The following is a 16,663-nucleotide window of genomic DNA, read 5'->3' as shown; positions in this document are numbered from 1 at the left end:
CGGGATGAAAATGACGCCCCGCAGCGGGGCGTCAGCCATTACAGTTCACTCTTTTTATGGAAACCGTCTTTAATCACCGTGGCGTCGATATTCTCTTTATTCACTTCAATTGGCGTTAACAGGCGCGAAGGGACATCTTTTAAACCGTTATTCAGCGTAGTGTCAGACTTCGGCTGCTTATCGTTGCCCAGCTCAACGGCGATTTCGGCGGCGTTGGTGGCCAGGGTGGTAATCGGTTTATAGACGGTCATCGTCTGGGTACCGGAAATAATGCGCTTCACGCCCGCCAGGTCAGCATCCTGACCGGAGATCGCCACTTTGCCGGCCAGCCCCTGGGCGGTTAAGGCCTGGATGGCGCCGCCGGCGGTGGCGTCATTGGAGGCAACCACGGCGTCGATTTTGTTATTATTCGCCGTCAACGCGTTTTCCATTATTTTCAGCGCGTTTTCCGGCAGCCAGCCGTCAACCCACTGATCGCCGACAATCTTAATTTTGCCCTCATCGACATACTGCTTGAGGACCTTCATCTGCCCGGCGCGGAACAGTTTGGCATTATTATCCACCGGCGAACCGCCCATCAGGAAATAATTACCCTGCGGCACTTTGTCGACCAGGCTTTGCGCCTGCATTTCGCCGACTTTTTCATTGTCGAAAGAAATATAAAAATCAATATCAGCATTATTAATCATGCGATCATAGGCCAGGACTTTAATACCTTCCTGTTTGGCCTCTTTAATAACGTTGCTGAGCACCTGACCGTTATAAGGAATAATGACTAAGACATCGACGCCGCGGTTGATCATGTTTTCAATTTGCGACATTTGCGTTTCTTCATTGCCATTGGCGGACTGAACAAAAACTTTGGCGCCTAAGGATTCCGCTTTATTGACGAAAATATCGCGGTCTTTCTGCCAGCGCTCCAGACGCAGATCATCGATGGCCATGCCAATCTTCACTTCTTTCGCCATCCCCGCCATGCTGGCGAGCAGGAGGGAGCTGGCGCAAAGCGTAAGGCAAAGGTTCTTTATCTTCATAATAACGATACCTTTTTTGTAAGGGTAGGTAAGACGAACGGAAAATAATGTTTGATACATGAGGTTGCGGATACGTTACAGATTCTTAACGCGGAAAGCAGGGCTGGCAATTACCGGTTTTTATTTTGCGGTTATGAAATTTCGTTTAATGCGTAAATTATGACGGCGATCGTATTTTATTCATGCACACTCTTATTATTGCACTGGACTTCTCTGACAGGACGGCAGAAGAACGAGCAGATATTATTTTTTGCGAGCTAGCGCACGTTTGTGGATTCTCTCAATGGCGGTGTGAAATAACGTAATTGAGGAAAATGAAAGCGAAATTCTATATTGGCTTAAACCCGTCATACTTCAAGTTGTAGGTGTGTTGGTGACATTCGTTGCTTCGCCCCCTGGTTATCGGGGACTCGCGCTCCTGCCGCCTTCCTGCAACTCGAATTATTTAGGGTACCTGATTGGTTATTCGCCGCATCTCTGAATATGGAGTTCTCTATGCAGACCTATTTCGATCAACTCGATCGCGTTCGTTACGAAGGCCCGAAATCCACTAACCCGCTGGCTTTCCGTCATTACAACCCGGATGAACTGGTGCTGGGCAAACGGATGGAAGATCATCTGCGTTTTGCGGCCTGTTACTGGCACACTTTCTGCTGGAATGGCGCCGATATGTTTGGCGTGGGCTCCTTCGATCGCCCATGGCAGCAGCCTGGCGACGCCCTGGAGATGGCCAAACGCAAAGCCGATGTGGCGTTCGAATTTTTCCATAAACTCAACGTGCCTTACTACTGCTTCCACGACGTTGACGTCTCGCCGGAAGGGAGTTCGCTCAAGGAGTACAGCAATAACTTCGCCCGGATGGTCGAGGTACTGGCGGAGAAGCAGCAGCAGAGCGGCGTCAAGCTTCTGTGGGGGACCGCAAACTGCTTCACCAACCCGCGCTACGGCGCTGGCGCGACCACCAACCCGGACCCGGAAGTGTTCAGCTGGGCGGCCACCCAGGTGGTCACCGCCATGAATGCCACCCATCAGCTGGGCGGCGAAAACTATGTTCTGTGGGGCGGTCGCGAGGGCTATGAAACCCTGCTGAATACCGACCTGCGCCAGGAGCGTGAACAGATTGGCCGCTTTATGCAGCTGGTGGTGGAGCATAAGCACAAAATCGGCTTTAAAGGCACGCTGCTGATCGAGCCCAAACCGCAGGAGCCTACCAAGCATCAGTATGATTATGATGCCTCTACCGTTTACGGCTTCCTCAAGCAGTTTGGCCTGGAAAAAGAGATTAAACTGAACATTGAAGCCAACCATGCGACCCTCGCCGGCCACTCGTTCCATCATGAGATCGCGACGGCCATCGCGCTGGGGCTGTTCGGTTCCGTCGACGCCAACCGCGGCGATCCGCAGCTGGGCTGGGATACCGACCAGTTCCCGAACAGCGTCGAAGAGAACGCGCTGGTGATGTATGAAATTCTCAAAGCGGGCGGCTTCACCACCGGCGGCCTCAATTTTGATGCGAAAGTGCGCCGTCAGAGCACCGACAAATACGATCTGTTCTTTGGCCATATCGGCGCGATGGATACCATGGCGCTGTCGCTGAAGGTCGCGGCGCGGATGATCGAGGACGGTGAACTGGATAAACGCGTGGCCAAACGCTACGCCGGCTGGAACGGCGAGCTGGGGCAGCAGATCCTGAACGGGCAGATGACCCTCAGCGACATTGCCCAGTATGCCGTTCAGCATCAGCTGGCGCCGCAGCATCGCAGCGGCCAGCAGGAACAACTGGAAAACCTGGTCAACCATTATCTGTTTGACAAGTAATCATGCGGCGGCGCCCGGCGTGACCGGGGTCGCCACCAGGATGCTCTGTTCGCGCCACGCTCAGCCGTGGCGCGCGTTTAAGGAGAGGGAGTATGTATATCGGCATCGATCTGGGGACATCGGGCGTCAAAGCCATTCTGCTCAATGAGCAGGGTGATGTGGTGGCATCGCATACCGAAAAGCTTACCGTCTCGCGTCCGCATCCGCTGTGGTCGGAACAAGATCCCGAGCAGTGGTGGCAGGCGACGGACACGGCGATGAAAGCCCTGGGTGCGCAGCATAGTCTGCGCGACGTGAAGGCGCTGGGGATCGCCGGGCAGATGCACGGCGCCACCCTGCTGGATAAATCGTTACAGGTGCTGCGTCCTGCCATTTTATGGAATGACGGCCGCTGCGGCGAAGAGTGCCAGCTGCTGGAGGAAAAAGTCAGCGCTTCCCGGCAGATCACCGGCAACCTGATGATGCCGGGCTTTACGGCGCCGAAGCTCTTGTGGGTGCAGCGCCACGAGGCGGCGGTGTTCAGCCAGGTCGATAAAGTGCTGCTGCCGAAGGATTATCTGCGTCTGCGGATGACCGGCGAGCTTGCCAGCGATATGTCTGACGCCGCCGGTACCCTGTGGATGGACGTCGCCCGACGCGACTGGAGCGATGAGATGCTCGCCGCCTGCGATCTCAGCCGGGACGCGATGCCGGCCCTGTTTGAAGGCAGCGACGTCACCGGGCAGCTGCGCCCGGAGGTGGCGCAGGCGTGGAATATGCCAAAGGCGCTGGTGGTGGGGGGCGGCGGCGACAACGCCGCCGGCGCAGTCGGGGTTGGCATGGCCGATGCCGGTCAGGCGATGCTGTCGCTGGGCACTTCAGGTGTGTATTTCGCGGTCAGCGAAGGATTCCTCAGCAAGCCTGAAAGCGCGGTGCATAGCTTTTGCCATGCGCTGCCGGGCCGCTGGCATTTGATGTCGGTGATGCTCAGCGCGGCCTCCTGTCTGGACTGGGCGGCGAAATTAACCGGTCTCGCCAGCGTGCCGGCGCTGATTGCGGCGGCGCAGTCAGCCGACGAGAGCGCCGGTCCGGTGTGGTTCCTGCCCTATCTGTCGGGCGAACGCACGCCGCACAACAACCCGCAGGCCAAGGGCGTCTTCTTCGGCCTGACGCATCAGCATGGGCCGGCAGAGCTGGCGCGGGCGGTGCTGGAGGGGGTGGGCTATGCGCTGGCGGACGGTATGGACGTGGTACACGCCTGCGGCATCAAGCCGCAGAGCATCACCCTTATCGGCGGCGGGGCGCGTAGCGCTTACTGGCGACAAATGCTGGCGGATATCAGCGGCCAGCAGCTCGATTACCGTACCGGGGGCGACGTCGGCCCGGCGCTGGGGGCGGCCAGGCTGGCGCAGCTGGCGGTGCACGGCGAAACCGACCGCGCCGGGCTGTTGACGCCGCTGCCGCTTGAGCAAGCGCATCGCCCGGACGATCGCCGAGTGGCCCACTATGCGCCGCAGCGGGAAACCTTCCGCCAGATTTATCAGCAGCTGAAACCGCTGATGTCATAGCCTCAGTCCGTCCGGCAGCGCCGGGCGGATTACTCCCCTGAATGTCTAGGCTGCATTCATCCAAAACACGTATTTATTAATTCCGAAATGTCAGCTTTGCTGCACCTGGCCTGCGCCATCGCCGGGCGGTTCGGTCATAATCAGCGCGTGTCGACAGGGAGGAGCGATGAATATAAAACGCAGTATTGCCAGAGGGATGATGGCAGCAGGGTCGCTGGTTTATCTGCTGGGTATCTGGCGGACCTGCCCGCTGTTTAGCGGTAAAGGTTATTTTCTTGGCGTACTGGTGATGGGGATGTTCGCCGTCCTCGCCCATCAGCGCGCCAGACGGTGGCAGGGGCAGGACGACGGATTTATCGCGTTATGCCGGCTGGTGTTGCTGCTGTCGGCGGGCCTGCTGCTGGTGGGCGCCTGGCATGTGCCGACAGACTGGTATGAAAAAGCCGTCTATATCGCGGCGTGGTTTGTTTGCTTATACGGCGCATCTGCGACCCCCGAACGGGCCCGCGTCGCCCGCGCGGTGCAAAAAACGGAATAAGCGCCCGGTTGTCCGGTGCGCCGGGCCGTTAGCTGACCAGCCGGCGGCGATCAATCCGCTGCACCAGGCCGGACAGCAGCAGACTGCCGAGCAGGGCGGCGCTGAAAATCCACACAATATCCAGCAGCGGCCAGCGGCTCAGTTCCAGATGGCTGGCGCGCAGCGCATGCACAATCAGGGCATGGAAGCCGTAAATCCCCAGAGAATGACGCGCAATACATTCGATACCGGGCAGGGGACGCGCGTTAAGCCAGTTTTTGGCGAGCGTCAGCAGGGTGACCGCGCAAACGAACACCGCCGGTCCGCAGTAGAGATACCAGGTGTCGCCGAAGTCCCCGCGCCAGCGCAGCTCATGCAGCGTGCCGCGGGAGATGACCCACACGGCGGCGAGGAACAGCGCGGCGCAGAGCGGGGTCAGCCATTTTTTATCCGTGTTCAGGGTGCCAATGGCCCTGCCCAGCACGCCGTAGAGCACGTAATAAAAGGTGTCGCCATTGATATAGAGGTTGACCGGCAACCACTCAATCCCGGCGGCTTTGACGCCGACCATATTGGGGTTGGCCAGAATGCCGAGGATCGCCATCAGCGTCAGCAGCATTTTGCCGCTGACGGACTTAACCTGAATAAGCGGCGAGAGCAGATAGATAACGGTGATAGCAAAGAAAAACCACAGGTGGTAGAAGACAGGCTTCTGCAGCACATTCTTTAACGACAGCTCGACGTTGATATGGGTAAACAGCGCGATATACAGCAGAGAAAGCGCGCTATAGAACGCAATGCACAGGCCAATCCGCCAGAAGTGGCGCGGCTGGGCGCTGCGTTCCCCAAAAAAGAGGTAGCCCGAGATCATAAAAAACAGCGGCACGCTGACGCGGGAGGCGGAATTGAGCAGATTGGCGATATCCCATTGCAGCAGCGTAATCGCATGCGGATGAGTGATATACCAGCTGGTACTGTGGATCATCACCACCATCATGCAGGCAATGCCGCGCAGGTTGGTGATCCAGTGAATCTTTTCTTGCATCCGTCCCTCAAAGTCTACTGGCGAAATAAGGTCTGACCCGCCTTATGCCCCGGTGTCGCACGAGATTAGTCTGAGTTTTTGGTCACAGGCTTGTCGATGTTTCATGATATTCGCAAAATACCTGTAATACTGAATATTTACGATAACAACTTGCTAACAAGGCGGTGGAGGAGAACGTGGTGAAAGGTGTCGTTTCCATAATGCTGGTGCTGCTCCTTGCGGGCTGCAGCGAGACTGTTTCCCCGCCGGCGCAAAAAGCGCAGCGCGCGCGTATTACCCCGCAAACCACGCTCAATATGGCGCAGCTTTGCAAGGACCAGGCCGCTATCCGCTATAACACGCAAACGCAGTTAGTTGACGTGAACCATTTTGAACAATTCCAGGCAAGCTATGAGCTGTCGGGCCGTACCGGCAAGAATGAACGTTTCATCTGTTCCTTTGACCCGGACGGCCAGTTTATGCATCTTTCGATGCGCTGAATCGACCCCACCTGGCGTAAATTTCGTCCGTTTTCCTGAAACTACGCCGTTTCGTACTGTATATCTCGCAGCCAGCGGGTATACTGACTCCTTCCTTTAAATCCACACGTATCCAGCACGAAATCATATGCAAAAGTTTGATACCAGGACCTTCCAGGGCCTGATCCTGACCTTACAGGATTACTGGGCTCGTCAGGGCTGCACCATTGTTCAACCACTGGACATGGAAGTCGGCGCCGGCACCTCTCACCCGATGACCTGCCTGCGCGCGTTAGGGCCGGAGCCGATGGCGACCGCCTACGTACAGCCTTCCCGTCGTCCAACCGATGGCCGCTATGGCGAAAACCCGAACCGTTTACAGCATTACTATCAGTTCCAGGTGGTGATTAAGCCTTCTCCGGACAACATCCAGGAGCTGTACCTCGGGTCGCTGAAAGAGCTGGGTATGGACCCGACCATTCACGACATTCGCTTCGTCGAAGACAACTGGGAAAACCCGACGCTGGGAGCCTGGGGTCTTGGTTGGGAAGTGTGGCTCAACGGCATGGAAGTGACGCAGTTCACCTACTTCCAGCAGGTGGGCGGCCTGGAGTGTAAGCCGGTGACCGGCGAGATCACCTACGGTCTGGAGCGTCTGGCGATGTACATCCAGGGCGTCGACAGCGTCTACGACCTGGTCTGGAGCGACGGCCCGCTGGGGAAAACCACTTACGGCGACGTGTTCCACCAGAACGAAGTGGAGCAGTCCACCTATAACTTCGAATACGCCGACGTCGATTTCCTCTTCTCCTGCTTCGAGCAGTATGAGAAAGAGGCCCAGCAGCTGCTGGCGCTGGAGACCCCGCTGCCGCTGCCGGCCTACGAGCGTATTCTGAAAGCGGCTCACAGCTTCAACCTGCTGGATGCGCGTAAAGCCATCTCCGTCACCGAGCGTCAGCGCTATATCCTGCGCATTCGCACCCTGACGAAAGCAGTGGCGGAAGCGTACTACGCTTCCCGTGAAGCGCTCGGCTTCCCGATGTGCAACAAGAATAAATAAGAGGCGGCCATGTCTGAGAATACTTTTCTGGTGGAAATCGGCACTGAAGAGCTGCCACCAAAAGCGCTGCGCAGCCTGGCGGAATCTTTTGCTGCGAACGTGACCGCAGAGCTGGATAACGCCGGCCTCGCGCACGGTAAAGTGGAATGGTTTGCCGCTCCGCGACGTCTGGCGCTGAAGGTAGCCAACCTGGCGGCGGCGCAGGCCGATCGCGAAGTGGAAAAACGCGGCCCGGCCGTTGCCCAGGCGTTCGATGCCGAAGGCAAGCCAAGCAAAGCGGCCGAAGGCTGGGCGCGCGGCTGCGGTATCACCGTCGATCAGGCCGAACGTCTGACCACGGACAAAGGCGAGTGGCTGCTGTATCGCGCCCATGTGAAGGGCGAAAGCACTGAAGCCCTGCTGCCGAACATGATTGCCAGCTCGCTGGCGAAGCTGCCGATCCCGAAACTGATGCGCTGGGGCGCGTCTGACGTCCACTTCGTGCGCCCGGTTCACACCGTCACGCTGCTGCTGGGTGACAAAGTGATCCCGGCTACTATCCTCGGTATTCCGTCCGATCGCGTGATCCGCGGCCATCGCTTTATGGGCGAGCCGGAATTTACCATCGACCATGCCGACCAGTATCCGCAGATCCTGCTGGAGCGCGGTAAAGTCATCGCCGATTACGAACAGCGTAAAGCCAAAATCAAAGCCGATGCGGAAGAGGCGGCGCGTAAGATTGGCGGTAAAGCCGATCTGAGCGAAAGCCTGTTGGAAGAAGTCACCTCGCTGGTGGAATGGCCGGTGGTACTGACGGCGAAGTTCGAAGAAAAATTCCTCGCGGTGCCGTCTGAAGCGCTGGTTTACACCATGAAGGGCGACCAGAAGTACTTCCCTGTCTACGACAACGCCGGTAAGCTGCTGCCGAACTTTATCTTCGTCGCTAACATCGAGTCGAAAGATCCGCAGCAGATCATCTCCGGTAACGAGAAGGTAGTCCGTCCGCGTCTGGCCGATGCCGAGTTCTTCTTCAACACCGACCGTAAAAAACGTCTGGAAGACAACCTGCCGCGTCTGGAAACCGTGCTGTTCCAGCAGCAGCTGGGGACGTTGCGCGACAAGACCGATCGCATTCAGGCGCTGGCGGGCTGGATTGCCGAGCAGATTGGCGCTGACGTGAACCACGCGACCCGCGCGGGCCTGCTGTCCAAGTGCGACCTGATGACCAACATGGTCTTCGAGTTCACCGACACCCAGGGCGTGATGGGGATGCACTATGCGCGCCATGATGGCGAAGCGGAAGATGTGGCCGTGGCGCTGAACGAACAGTATCAGCCGCGCTTTGCCGGCGACGCGCTGCCGTCTAACCCGGTGGCCTGCGCGGTGGCGATTGCCGATAAGATGGACACCCTGGCGGGTATCTTCGGTATCGGCCAGCACCCGAAAGGCGATAAAGACCCGTTTGCGCTGCGCCGCGCCGCGCTGGGCGTCCTGCGTATTATCGTCGAGAAGAACCTGAACCTCGATCTGCAAACGCTGACCGAAGAAGCGGTGCGTCTGTACGGTGAGAAGCTGACCAACGCCAACGTGGTCGATGACGTGATCGACTTTATGCTGGGCCGTTTCCGCGCCTGGTATCAGGACGAAGGCTACGGTGTCGACACTATCCAGGCGGTACTGGCGCGTCGTCCAACCCGCCCGGCGGATTTCGATGCGCGTATGAAGGCGGTATCGCACTTCCGTACTCTGGAAGAGTCCTCCGCGCTGGCGGCGGCGAACAAGCGTGTCTCCAACATCCTGGCGAAATCCGACGAAACGCTGAACGACATCGTTCACGCTTCGGTGCTGAAAGAAGCGGCGGAAATTAAGCTGGCGGGCAATCTGGTGGTGCTGCGCGATAAGCTGCAGCCGTACTTCGCCGCAGGCCGCTATCAGGATGCGCTGATTGAGCTGGCCGCCCTGCGCGAGCCGGTGGATGAGTTCTTCGAGAACGTGATGGTTAACGCTGAAGACAAAGATGTTCGCATCAACCGTCTGACGCTGCTGTCCAAACTGCGCGAGCTGTTCCTGCAGGTAGCGGATATTTCTCTGCTGCAGTAAGCGTATCGGAAATAATAAAAGACCTGCCTCAGGGCAGGTTTTTTTATACGTGAAATATAAATAGGTGAACCGCTAATAATTCTGTCATTGATATCTTCATTATTTTCATTCATCGATAAGAAATGTTTAGGAATATATAAACATAATTCCGCGAGGTATTTACGCTAGAATGGCGGCGGGTGCTTGAGACTGTGTGTCTCAGGTATTCAGCGGGAGACAGACAGTGAAAAGCCCCACCTGATAGTAATCAAAGTGAGGCTCCCCTATGCATGAACACCATAAGAGTAGCCTCTTACTTGTTGAAAATCAACACGGGAGGCGAGGAATGCCGCAAAAGTATCTGTTGTTTGGCTTAGTAGTGATTTGCTTCACTATTTTATTATTGACCTGGATGGTTCGTGATTCGCTATGTGAATTACAGATCAGGCAGGAGGATATTGAGCTGGTGGCATTCTTAGCCTGTGATATTAAACAGTAAGAGCATCTGGTGGGGATCTATCCCCACCATGCTTGCGGTGTCAGGCATTCTCAATGCACCCTTTCATTGTTCACCAAATAAATCCTTTGCCTCCTGATATCAGGAGGCCTTTTTATTTTTACACGGTCGTTGAATTAAACGGGCTTGAAATTCATAGCGGAGTGTGACTATCCTATGCCCCGACGAATCCCTCGTCTCACTGGAGCGCGCCCCACAAATGAACAAACACGACTGATGAATTTCACGCCTTACCTCGCAGATATTGCGGGTAGGGGAGTATTGATTTCATTCAGGAGTGCTTATGGCTCATTGCGCCCACATCCCCGCTTTTGTTTTACATCAGGTCACCTGTCAGTTTGCGACGGGACAGACCCTGTTTGGTCCGCTAAATTTATCGCTGGAACCGTCTCTTTGCGGTCTGGTCGGCCGGAACGGCGTCGGTAAGACGCGCCTGCTGCGCCTGCTGGCGGGCCTTGATTCTCCTGCCGGCGGCCATATTGAGCGCGCCGCCGCCGTGGCCTGGGTAGCGCAGCAGCCGACGCTTACGCCGGAGACCACCCTCGCCGCGCTGCTCGGCTATGCGCCGGTATTTGACGCCTTGTTCCGCCTTGAACAGGGTAATGGACTGGCCGACGATTTCGAGCTATTGGATGGCCACTGGGATCTCACCGATCGCCTGAGTTTAGCTTTCCGTGAAGCCGATCTCCCGCCGTTCTCTGCCGATCGCCCCGCGTTTTCACTCAGCGGCGGCGAGCGGATGAAGGCTCTGCTGTGCGGCGCCTTTGTCTCCGGCGCCGATTATCTGCTGCTGGATGAGCCTACCAACCATCTGGACCGCCAGGGGCGGGAGTGGCTCTATCACCAGCTGGAAAGCTGGCAGGGCGGGGCGCTGATCGCCAGCCACGACCGCGAGCTGCTGACGCAGATGCCGAGGATTATTGAGCTGACGCCGACGGCGCTGCGCAGCTACGGCGGCAACTATGCTGAATATCAGCGGCAGCGTGAGGCGGAGCAGCAGGCCGCACGCGCGGCGCTGGAGCATGCCGTGACCGAACGACGGCGCACCCGCGCGCGAATGCAAAAGGAGCATGACGCCGCCCAGCGGCGCTCGGCGCAGACGCTGCGTACCGTTGATACCCTGAATATCGCCTCTTTTGAACGTGTGAAGTACAAAGGCGCGGCAAAAGAGCGTCCGGGAACGCTGCGCCGTCAGCATCGTGAACAGAACAGCAGTCTGAATGACGCCGTGCAGCAGGCGCGAGAGCGGGTGGAAGAGGATACGCCGGTGATGTTCACCCTGCCGGGCAGCGAAGTGGCCGCCGGCAAGCAGGTGCTGGTGGTGGAGTCATTACAGCTCGACCATGCACCGGCTGCGCCGCTGGACTGGCGCGTGGATGGTCCGATGCGCATCGCGCTAAAGGGGCCGAACGGCTGTGGCAAAACCACTTTGCTGAAAACGCTGCTGGGGCTGGAGCAGGCCGCCTCAGGCGATGTCCGGTTGTCGGTGAGCGCCGCTTACCTGGATCAGCATCTGACGCAGCTGGATCTGTCGTTATCGGTCATGGCGCATCTGAGCCTGGACGATACCCCGCTGGATGAGGGGCTGTTGCGGACCCGTCTGGCGCAGCTGCAGCTGGGCGCGGATAAGGTCACTCTGCCGCTGTCGGCACTTAGCGGCGGCGAACGCCTGAAAGCGGCCCTGGCGTGCGTGCTCTGGCGACGCGAGCCTGCCCAGCTGCTTTTGCTGGATGAACCGACCAACCATCTCGATTTAGCATCGACGCAGGCTATTGAAAGCGCGCTGGCGGCGTTTCCTGGCGCGATGCTGGTGGTGTCGCATGATGAGGCGTTTTTACAAGGTCTGAGGCTGACCCATAGTCTGGCATGGGAGGAAACGGGCTGGCGCTATACCCGGCTCTGAATGCCCAACAGCCGCCATCGTATGCTGGCGGCTGTTGGCGACAGATAAAAAAAATCCCCGCCATCAGGCAGGGATTCTTGATTCTTAGCGGCTTGAACTTACAGAGAAGTTACGTTGCCAGCTGCCGGGCCTTTAGCGCCGCTTTCGATGGTGAAGGAGACTTTCTGACCTTCATCCAGGGATTTGTAGCCATCGTTCTGGATAGCAGAGAAGTGTACGAACACGTCTTTAGAGCCATCGTCAGGAGTGATGAAGCCGAAGCCTTTGTCAGCGTTGAACCATTTTACGATACCAGTCATTTTACCGGACATAGTGAATTACCTTTAAAAAAATAAGTGAGCCTTGCGGCGTAGCGGTCTGGACTACAGATTTAAAGCGATAAAGGGAAAGTTCACTACGGGGGTATCTTTGGATAACCTTAGAAGGACTGCTCTATTCGACTGCTCTGTGGTCTGTACATCAAACCTGCGAGCATTAACGCACGTTCAGCACCTGATAGCAAACTTTTTTTACGGTGCAGCGGTAAAAGCTCCCTTGCTGGCCCTTACCGCTGCGCTCGGGATTAATCGAGTAACTGCCTTGAAAGCTGCGGGTTGGCCTGAATCAGGCGCATTAATTTTAGCTCAGTGGGGGACGGTCTTACCCGTCTCGATTCCCACTCTCTTACCATAGCGACGCTCACGCCCATGGCGTTGGCGAAGTCGTCAATCTTAAGTCCAGTGCCTTTACGCAGCTGTTCAAATTCACTAAACACAGTGGACTTACGGTTTGAGGTAAGTGTCTGATTATCGTCCTTAAAAACGATGTGTTCCAGGCTGCTCAGCAGTTCAAACACGGGATCTTTATATTCCATTGAGAACTCCTTTTATCACACAGCGGAAGAGATTTTTCTAAAGCTCTTTAAGAATAGTCAGAAAAAAGCATCAAGGATGGTAACGCCCGTGATTATTTGCCAGCAGGTTATCGAATCAGCCCCAATAGCCGAACGGCAGCGGCGCCTAAGAGCATGATTACTAATACGATGGCGTGGCTTCGAAAATTTTTGTAAACGGATAAGAAAAAAGCGGCAAAGCCGGCGCGGGACGCCGGCTTGTCGATCAGGCTTTCTGCAGACCTCTCGCGTCCTCTGTCGCCGCCGGCGCTGATTTACTGACCCGATATTTAATCAGCAGCGCGATGGCTGACAGGAATGCCGGGATAGCCAGCAGGGTGAAAATGGTCTCAAACGAGAGCTGGGCTTGCATCAGGAAGGCGCCGCTGAACGCGCCAAGGATCCCGCCGAAGCGACCAATGCCCAGCATCCAGGCCACGCCGGTGGCGCGCCCTTGCGTTGGATAGAAGCCTGCCGCCAGCGCCGGCATCGACGACTGCGCGCCGTTCATAATACTGCCGGCGATAAACACCATCACCCCCATCAGCGCCAGGCTGCTGGTAGAGAAGCCCACCAGACAGACGAAAACGCCGGTCAGCAGCCAGCCGACGGCCACCACCTTATTGGGATTGATCTTGTCCATCAGAGCGCCGAGGATCAGCACGCCAATTCCGCCGCCGAGCGGGAACAGGGCGGTGATAATTGAGGCCTGACTCATCGATGCGCCGGTTTCACGGATCAGCAGCGGCAGCCAGCTGGTCAGGAGATAGAAGATCAGCAGACCCATAAAGTAGGTCAGGCACAGCATCACGGTACCCACTGCGTAGCGTGGGGAGAAAATGACGCCGATAGCCGACTTCTCTTTCACCTGGCCTGCTTCGCGCAGCTCAAACTCCACCACCTCCGGCAGCGGCGCAATACGCCGCAGGATAGTGGCAATGCGCTGCGCCGGCTGACGCTTCACCACCAGATAGCGGGCGGACTCCGGCAGCAGGAAAATTAATGCTACCGCCAGCAGGAGAGGCATCACGCCGCCCAGTACCAGCACGCTCTGCCAGCCATAGTGCGGGATCATCCAGGCGGATAAAAAGCCGCCCAGCGACGAGCCCATCGGAAAGCCGACAAACATCAGGTTCACCAGCAGCGCCCGACGGCGCTCCGGCGCATATTCGCTCATTAGCGTCGCGGCATTGGGCATCGCCGCGCCGAGGCCCAGGCCGGTCAGGAAGCGCAGCAGCGTCAGCTGGTTAAGGCTGGTGGCAAAGGCGGTGAGCAGGCTGAATCCTCCGAACACCACGATCGACATAATCAGCACTTTCTTGCGGCCGATACGGTCAGCCAGTGGTCCCGCGGTTAACGCGCCGACCGCCAGGCCAACCAGCGCGGCGCTCATCACCGGGCCGAGGGCTGATTTTTCCACGCCCCATTCCTGGACCAGGTCGGAGGCGATGAATCCGATGATCGCGGTGTCGAACCCGTCCATCGCGACGGTGATGAAGCAGAGCGCGAGGATCATCCACTGGTAGCGGGTGAAGGGGTGCTCGTTGATAAAGGCCTGAATGTCGATGGTTGTCTTAGTCATACGGCTTTCCTGGCAGACTGAGCGAGGGACAGAGGTTTGTTATTATCGTCGCCTTCGCGTCGTTGAGATTGATTTGTGCGATAATCGAACGCATCGCCGTTAATCGCTCATTCATCAAATCATTGAAGCGCTGACCAGGCAATCCGGGTGGGCGCCAAAGCGTGCGATTATCGTCCGCTTCAGGGCGCGGCGTTGGGCAGTGGATTATAAATTTCAAAAATATCAATCAGTTAATTGATATTCATCGGTCTAATTTGAAGCGCATATTTGTGATGCGCATAACAGACGCGCCGGGCGACGGCAGCGGCGTGCGAAATGGCGTTTTTCCTGCGTAAGATTAGCAGTAAAGGGTATCCTGCGAGGCCGAGCTGGACTATCCTTGTCAGCGTCTGGCACGTGTGTGTCTTTGTGCGCTTTTTTTGGCTGAAAGGAGTAAAAAAATGGCGACAGGAAAGTCCTGCTCTCGCTGGTTTGCGGCTATGGCGGCCTTATTAATGGTGGTTAGCCTGAGTGGGTGTTTTGATAAAGAAGGCGATCAGCGCAAAGCGTTTATCGACTTCCTGCAGAATACGGCGATGCGTAGCGGTGAACGACTGCCGACGCTGACCGCCGATCAGAAAAAACAGTTTGGGCCGTTTGTCTCTGACTACGCGGTGATCTACGGCTACTCGCAGCAGGTGAGCCAGGCGATGGACGCTGGTCTGCGCCCGGTAGTGGACAGCGTCAATGCGATCCGCGTTCCGCAGGATTATATGACCCAGCGCGAGCCGCTGCGTCAGGCGAACGGCGCGCTGGGCGTGCTCAGCCAGCAGCTGCAGAATGCCAAAATGCAGGCCGATGCCGCGCATGGCGCGCTGAAGCAGGCGGACGATCTCAAGCCGGTCTTCGATCAGGTTTACGCCAAGGTGGTGACGGCGCCAGCCGACGCGCTGCAGCCGCTGATCCCGGCCGCGCAGATCTTTACCCAGCAGCTGGTTCAGGTGGGGGATTTTGTCGCCCAGCAGGGAACCCAGGTGAGCTTTGTGGCCAACGGCATTCAATTCCCGACTTCCCAGCAGGCTAGTCAGTACAATGCGCTGATTGGGCCGCTGGCGGCGCAGCATCAGGCGTTTAATCAGGCATGGACGGCGGCGGTGAACGCGACCCGCTAATGCCCTGTCTGGCTGACGTGAGCTGCGGCGAACGGGCTGGATAACGGACAGAATGCAAAAAAGAACCCGGGGAGGGCGATTGCCGCCGCTACCCGGGTTTTTTTATGGCTTATTTTACCTGCGGATTGACGCAGTTTTTTTCGACCTTGCCGTTCAGGGCGTCGATCAGGTTATCCACCGCGCAGGCCGCCATGTTGTAGCGCGTCTCATGGGTGGCGGAGCCGATATGCGGCAGCGCGACGACGTTCGGCAGGCTCAGCAGCGGCGAATCTTTAGCCAGCGGCTCGTGCTCGAAGACATCAAGGCCGGCAGCGTGAATGTCACCCGCCTGCAGGGCGGCGATCAGCGCCTGCTCGTCGACCACCGGGCCGCGCCCGGCGTTAATAAAGATGGCGGAAGATTTCATTTTGGCGAACTGCGCCTGGCCGAACAGATGATGGGTCTCTTCGCTCAGGGGCAGGATCAGGCAGACAAAATCGGCTTCCTGCAGCAGGGTATCAAGATCGCAATAGCGTGCGTTGAAACGTTCCTCCGCCTGCGGATGCTGGCGGCGCGCGTTATACAGGATCGGCATGCCGAACCCGAAGTGGGCGCGCTGCGCCAGCGCCATGCCGATGCGGCCCATGCCGACGATACCTAAGGTTTTATGGTGTACGTCGGTACCGAACCAGTCTGGCCCAATGCTCTTCGTCCATTCGCCCGCTTTAACGCGCTCCGCCACTTCCACCACCCGGCGGGCGGTGCTCAGCACCAGCGCCATGATCGTGTCGGCGACGGTTTCGGTCAGCACGGTCGGGGTATGCATCAGCAGCACCCGGCGGGCGTTCAGCGCCTCGACGTCGAAGTTGTCATAACCAACGGACACGGTGGAGGTCGCACGCAGCTTCGGCATCTTCTCCAGCAGCGCGGCGTCAACCTTTTCGCTGGAGCCCAGCAGGCCTTCAGCCTGGGCAAAGGCCTCAGCGTGCTGCGAAACGGTCTCCGGCCGCAGGTTTTTCACCTGAGTGACGGAAAAGTGCTCCTCCAGACGCTTTAGCAGGTCGTCGGGAAGCGTTTTATAGAGAATGACAGACGGCTTCATGCGAATCTCCGTAGTGTGAGT

The 16,663-nt window shown here is 57.4% G+C and carries 15 protein-coding genes; 9 read left to right on the top strand and 6 right to left on the bottom strand.

What is annotated here, in order from left to right; all coding sequences use genetic code 11:
- Positions 1-38: 38 nt before the first annotated feature.
- Positions 39-1,034 carry a D-xylose ABC transporter substrate-binding protein gene (gene xylF / locus ACQUTI_RS20010; protein ID WP_122542182.1) on the bottom strand — a complete coding sequence of 332 codons (996 nt, stop codon included), beginning with the start codon at positions 1,032-1,034 and terminating at the stop codon, positions 39-41.
- Positions 1,035-1,529: 495 nt separating this feature from the next.
- Between xylF and xylA the strand changes: the two genes are divergently transcribed.
- The 3 genes from xylA to yiaB all read left to right on the top strand — a co-directional run bounded on the left by xylA (position 1,530) and on the right by yiaB (position 4,937).
- Complete coding sequence (gene xylA / locus ACQUTI_RS20005; protein ID WP_428923348.1) at positions 1,530-2,852, top strand: xylose isomerase; 1,323 nt, start codon at positions 1,530-1,532, stop codon at positions 2,850-2,852.
- A 92-nt stretch (positions 2,853-2,944) separates the two neighbouring features.
- The gene (gene xylB, locus ACQUTI_RS20000; RefSeq protein ID WP_122542178.1) at positions 2,945-4,399 is read left to right on the top strand and encodes a xylulokinase; all 1,455 of its coding nucleotides are present in this window, start codon (positions 2,945-2,947) and stop codon (positions 4,397-4,399) included.
- A 166-nt stretch (positions 4,400-4,565) separates the two neighbouring features.
- Positions 4,566-4,937: an inner membrane protein YiaB gene (gene yiaB, locus ACQUTI_RS19995; protein WP_049115149.1), complete on the top strand. Its 372-nt coding sequence runs from the start codon at positions 4,566-4,568 to the stop codon at positions 4,935-4,937.
- A 28-nt stretch (positions 4,938-4,965) separates the two neighbouring features.
- Here yiaB and ACQUTI_RS19990 read toward each other — a convergent pair whose 3' ends face one another.
- Positions 4,966-5,961, bottom strand: a complete 996-nt coding sequence (locus ACQUTI_RS19990) for an acyltransferase (protein ID WP_106938595.1) — start codon at positions 5,959-5,961, stop codon at positions 4,966-4,968.
- Positions 5,962-6,140: 179 nt separating this feature from the next.
- Between ACQUTI_RS19990 and ACQUTI_RS19985 the strand changes: the two genes are divergently transcribed.
- The 5 genes from ACQUTI_RS19985 (at position 6,141) to ACQUTI_RS19965 (ending at position 11,957) form a co-directional block, all read left to right on the top strand.
- Complete coding sequence (locus ACQUTI_RS19985) at positions 6,141-6,440, top strand: YsaB family lipoprotein (protein WP_025999219.1); 300 nt, start codon at positions 6,141-6,143, stop codon at positions 6,438-6,440.
- 127 nt (positions 6,441-6,567) lie between these two features.
- The gene (glyQ, locus tag ACQUTI_RS19980; RefSeq protein WP_004205014.1) at positions 6,568-7,479 is read left to right on the top strand and encodes a glycine--tRNA ligase subunit alpha; all 912 of its coding nucleotides are present in this window, start codon (positions 6,568-6,570) and stop codon (positions 7,477-7,479) included.
- Positions 7,480-7,488: 9 nt separating this feature from the next.
- Entirely contained in the window at positions 7,489-9,558 is a 2,070-nt protein-coding gene (glyS, locus tag ACQUTI_RS19975) for a glycine--tRNA ligase subunit beta (RefSeq protein WP_004205013.1), read from the top strand.
- 325 nt (positions 9,559-9,883) lie between these two features.
- Positions 9,884-10,036 carry a type I toxin-antitoxin system toxin HokA gene (gene hokA, locus ACQUTI_RS19970; protein WP_428923354.1) on the top strand — a complete coding sequence of 51 codons (153 nt, stop codon included), beginning with the start codon at positions 9,884-9,886 and terminating at the stop codon, positions 10,034-10,036.
- A gap of 301 nt (positions 10,037-10,337) precedes the next feature.
- Positions 10,338-11,957 carry an ATP-binding cassette domain-containing protein gene (locus tag ACQUTI_RS19965; protein ID WP_428923347.1) on the top strand — a complete coding sequence of 540 codons (1,620 nt, stop codon included), beginning with the start codon at positions 10,338-10,340 and terminating at the stop codon, positions 11,955-11,957.
- A gap of 98 nt (positions 11,958-12,055) precedes the next feature.
- Here ACQUTI_RS19965 and cspE read toward each other — a convergent pair whose 3' ends face one another.
- The 3 genes from cspE to ACQUTI_RS19950 all read right to left on the bottom strand — a co-directional run bounded on the left by cspE (position 12,056) and on the right by ACQUTI_RS19950 (position 14,410).
- Positions 12,056-12,268, bottom strand: a complete 213-nt coding sequence (gene cspE / locus ACQUTI_RS19960) for a transcription antiterminator/RNA stability regulator CspE (protein ID WP_000014594.1) — start codon at positions 12,266-12,268, stop codon at positions 12,056-12,058.
- A 251-nt stretch (positions 12,269-12,519) separates the two neighbouring features.
- On the bottom strand, positions 12,520-12,810 hold the full coding sequence (locus tag ACQUTI_RS19955) for an HTH-type transcriptional regulator (RefSeq protein ID WP_004205010.1): 291 nt from the start codon (positions 12,808-12,810) through the stop codon (positions 12,520-12,522).
- A 244-nt stretch (positions 12,811-13,054) separates the two neighbouring features.
- The gene (locus tag ACQUTI_RS19950; protein WP_049093596.1) at positions 13,055-14,410 is read right to left on the bottom strand and encodes an MFS transporter; all 1,356 of its coding nucleotides are present in this window, start codon (positions 14,408-14,410) and stop codon (positions 13,055-13,057) included.
- 440 nt (positions 14,411-14,850) lie between these two features.
- On the opposite strand from ACQUTI_RS19950, the gene ACQUTI_RS19945 reads away from it, so the two are divergent.
- On the top strand, positions 14,851-15,561 hold the full coding sequence (locus ACQUTI_RS19945) for a DUF3053 domain-containing protein (protein ID WP_002921929.1): 711 nt from the start codon (positions 14,851-14,853) through the stop codon (positions 15,559-15,561).
- A 109-nt stretch (positions 15,562-15,670) separates the two neighbouring features.
- On the opposite strand, the gene ghrB is transcribed toward ACQUTI_RS19945, so the two are convergent.
- Positions 15,671-16,642, bottom strand: coding sequence for a glyoxylate/hydroxypyruvate reductase GhrB (gene ghrB / locus ACQUTI_RS19940; RefSeq protein ID WP_117130408.1), 972 nt, complete (start codon positions 16,640-16,642; stop codon positions 15,671-15,673).
- Positions 16,643-16,663: the final 21 nt, after the last annotated feature.

It is taken from the genome of Klebsiella sp. 7-CIP_Kleb., from assembly GCF_050378655.1.
Taxonomy (GTDB): domain Bacteria; phylum Pseudomonadota; class Gammaproteobacteria; order Enterobacterales; family Enterobacteriaceae; genus Klebsiella; species Klebsiella quasipneumoniae.
The sequence above is the reverse complement of the archived record's forward strand: the minus strand, read 5'-3'. Positions and strand labels throughout refer to the sequence as shown.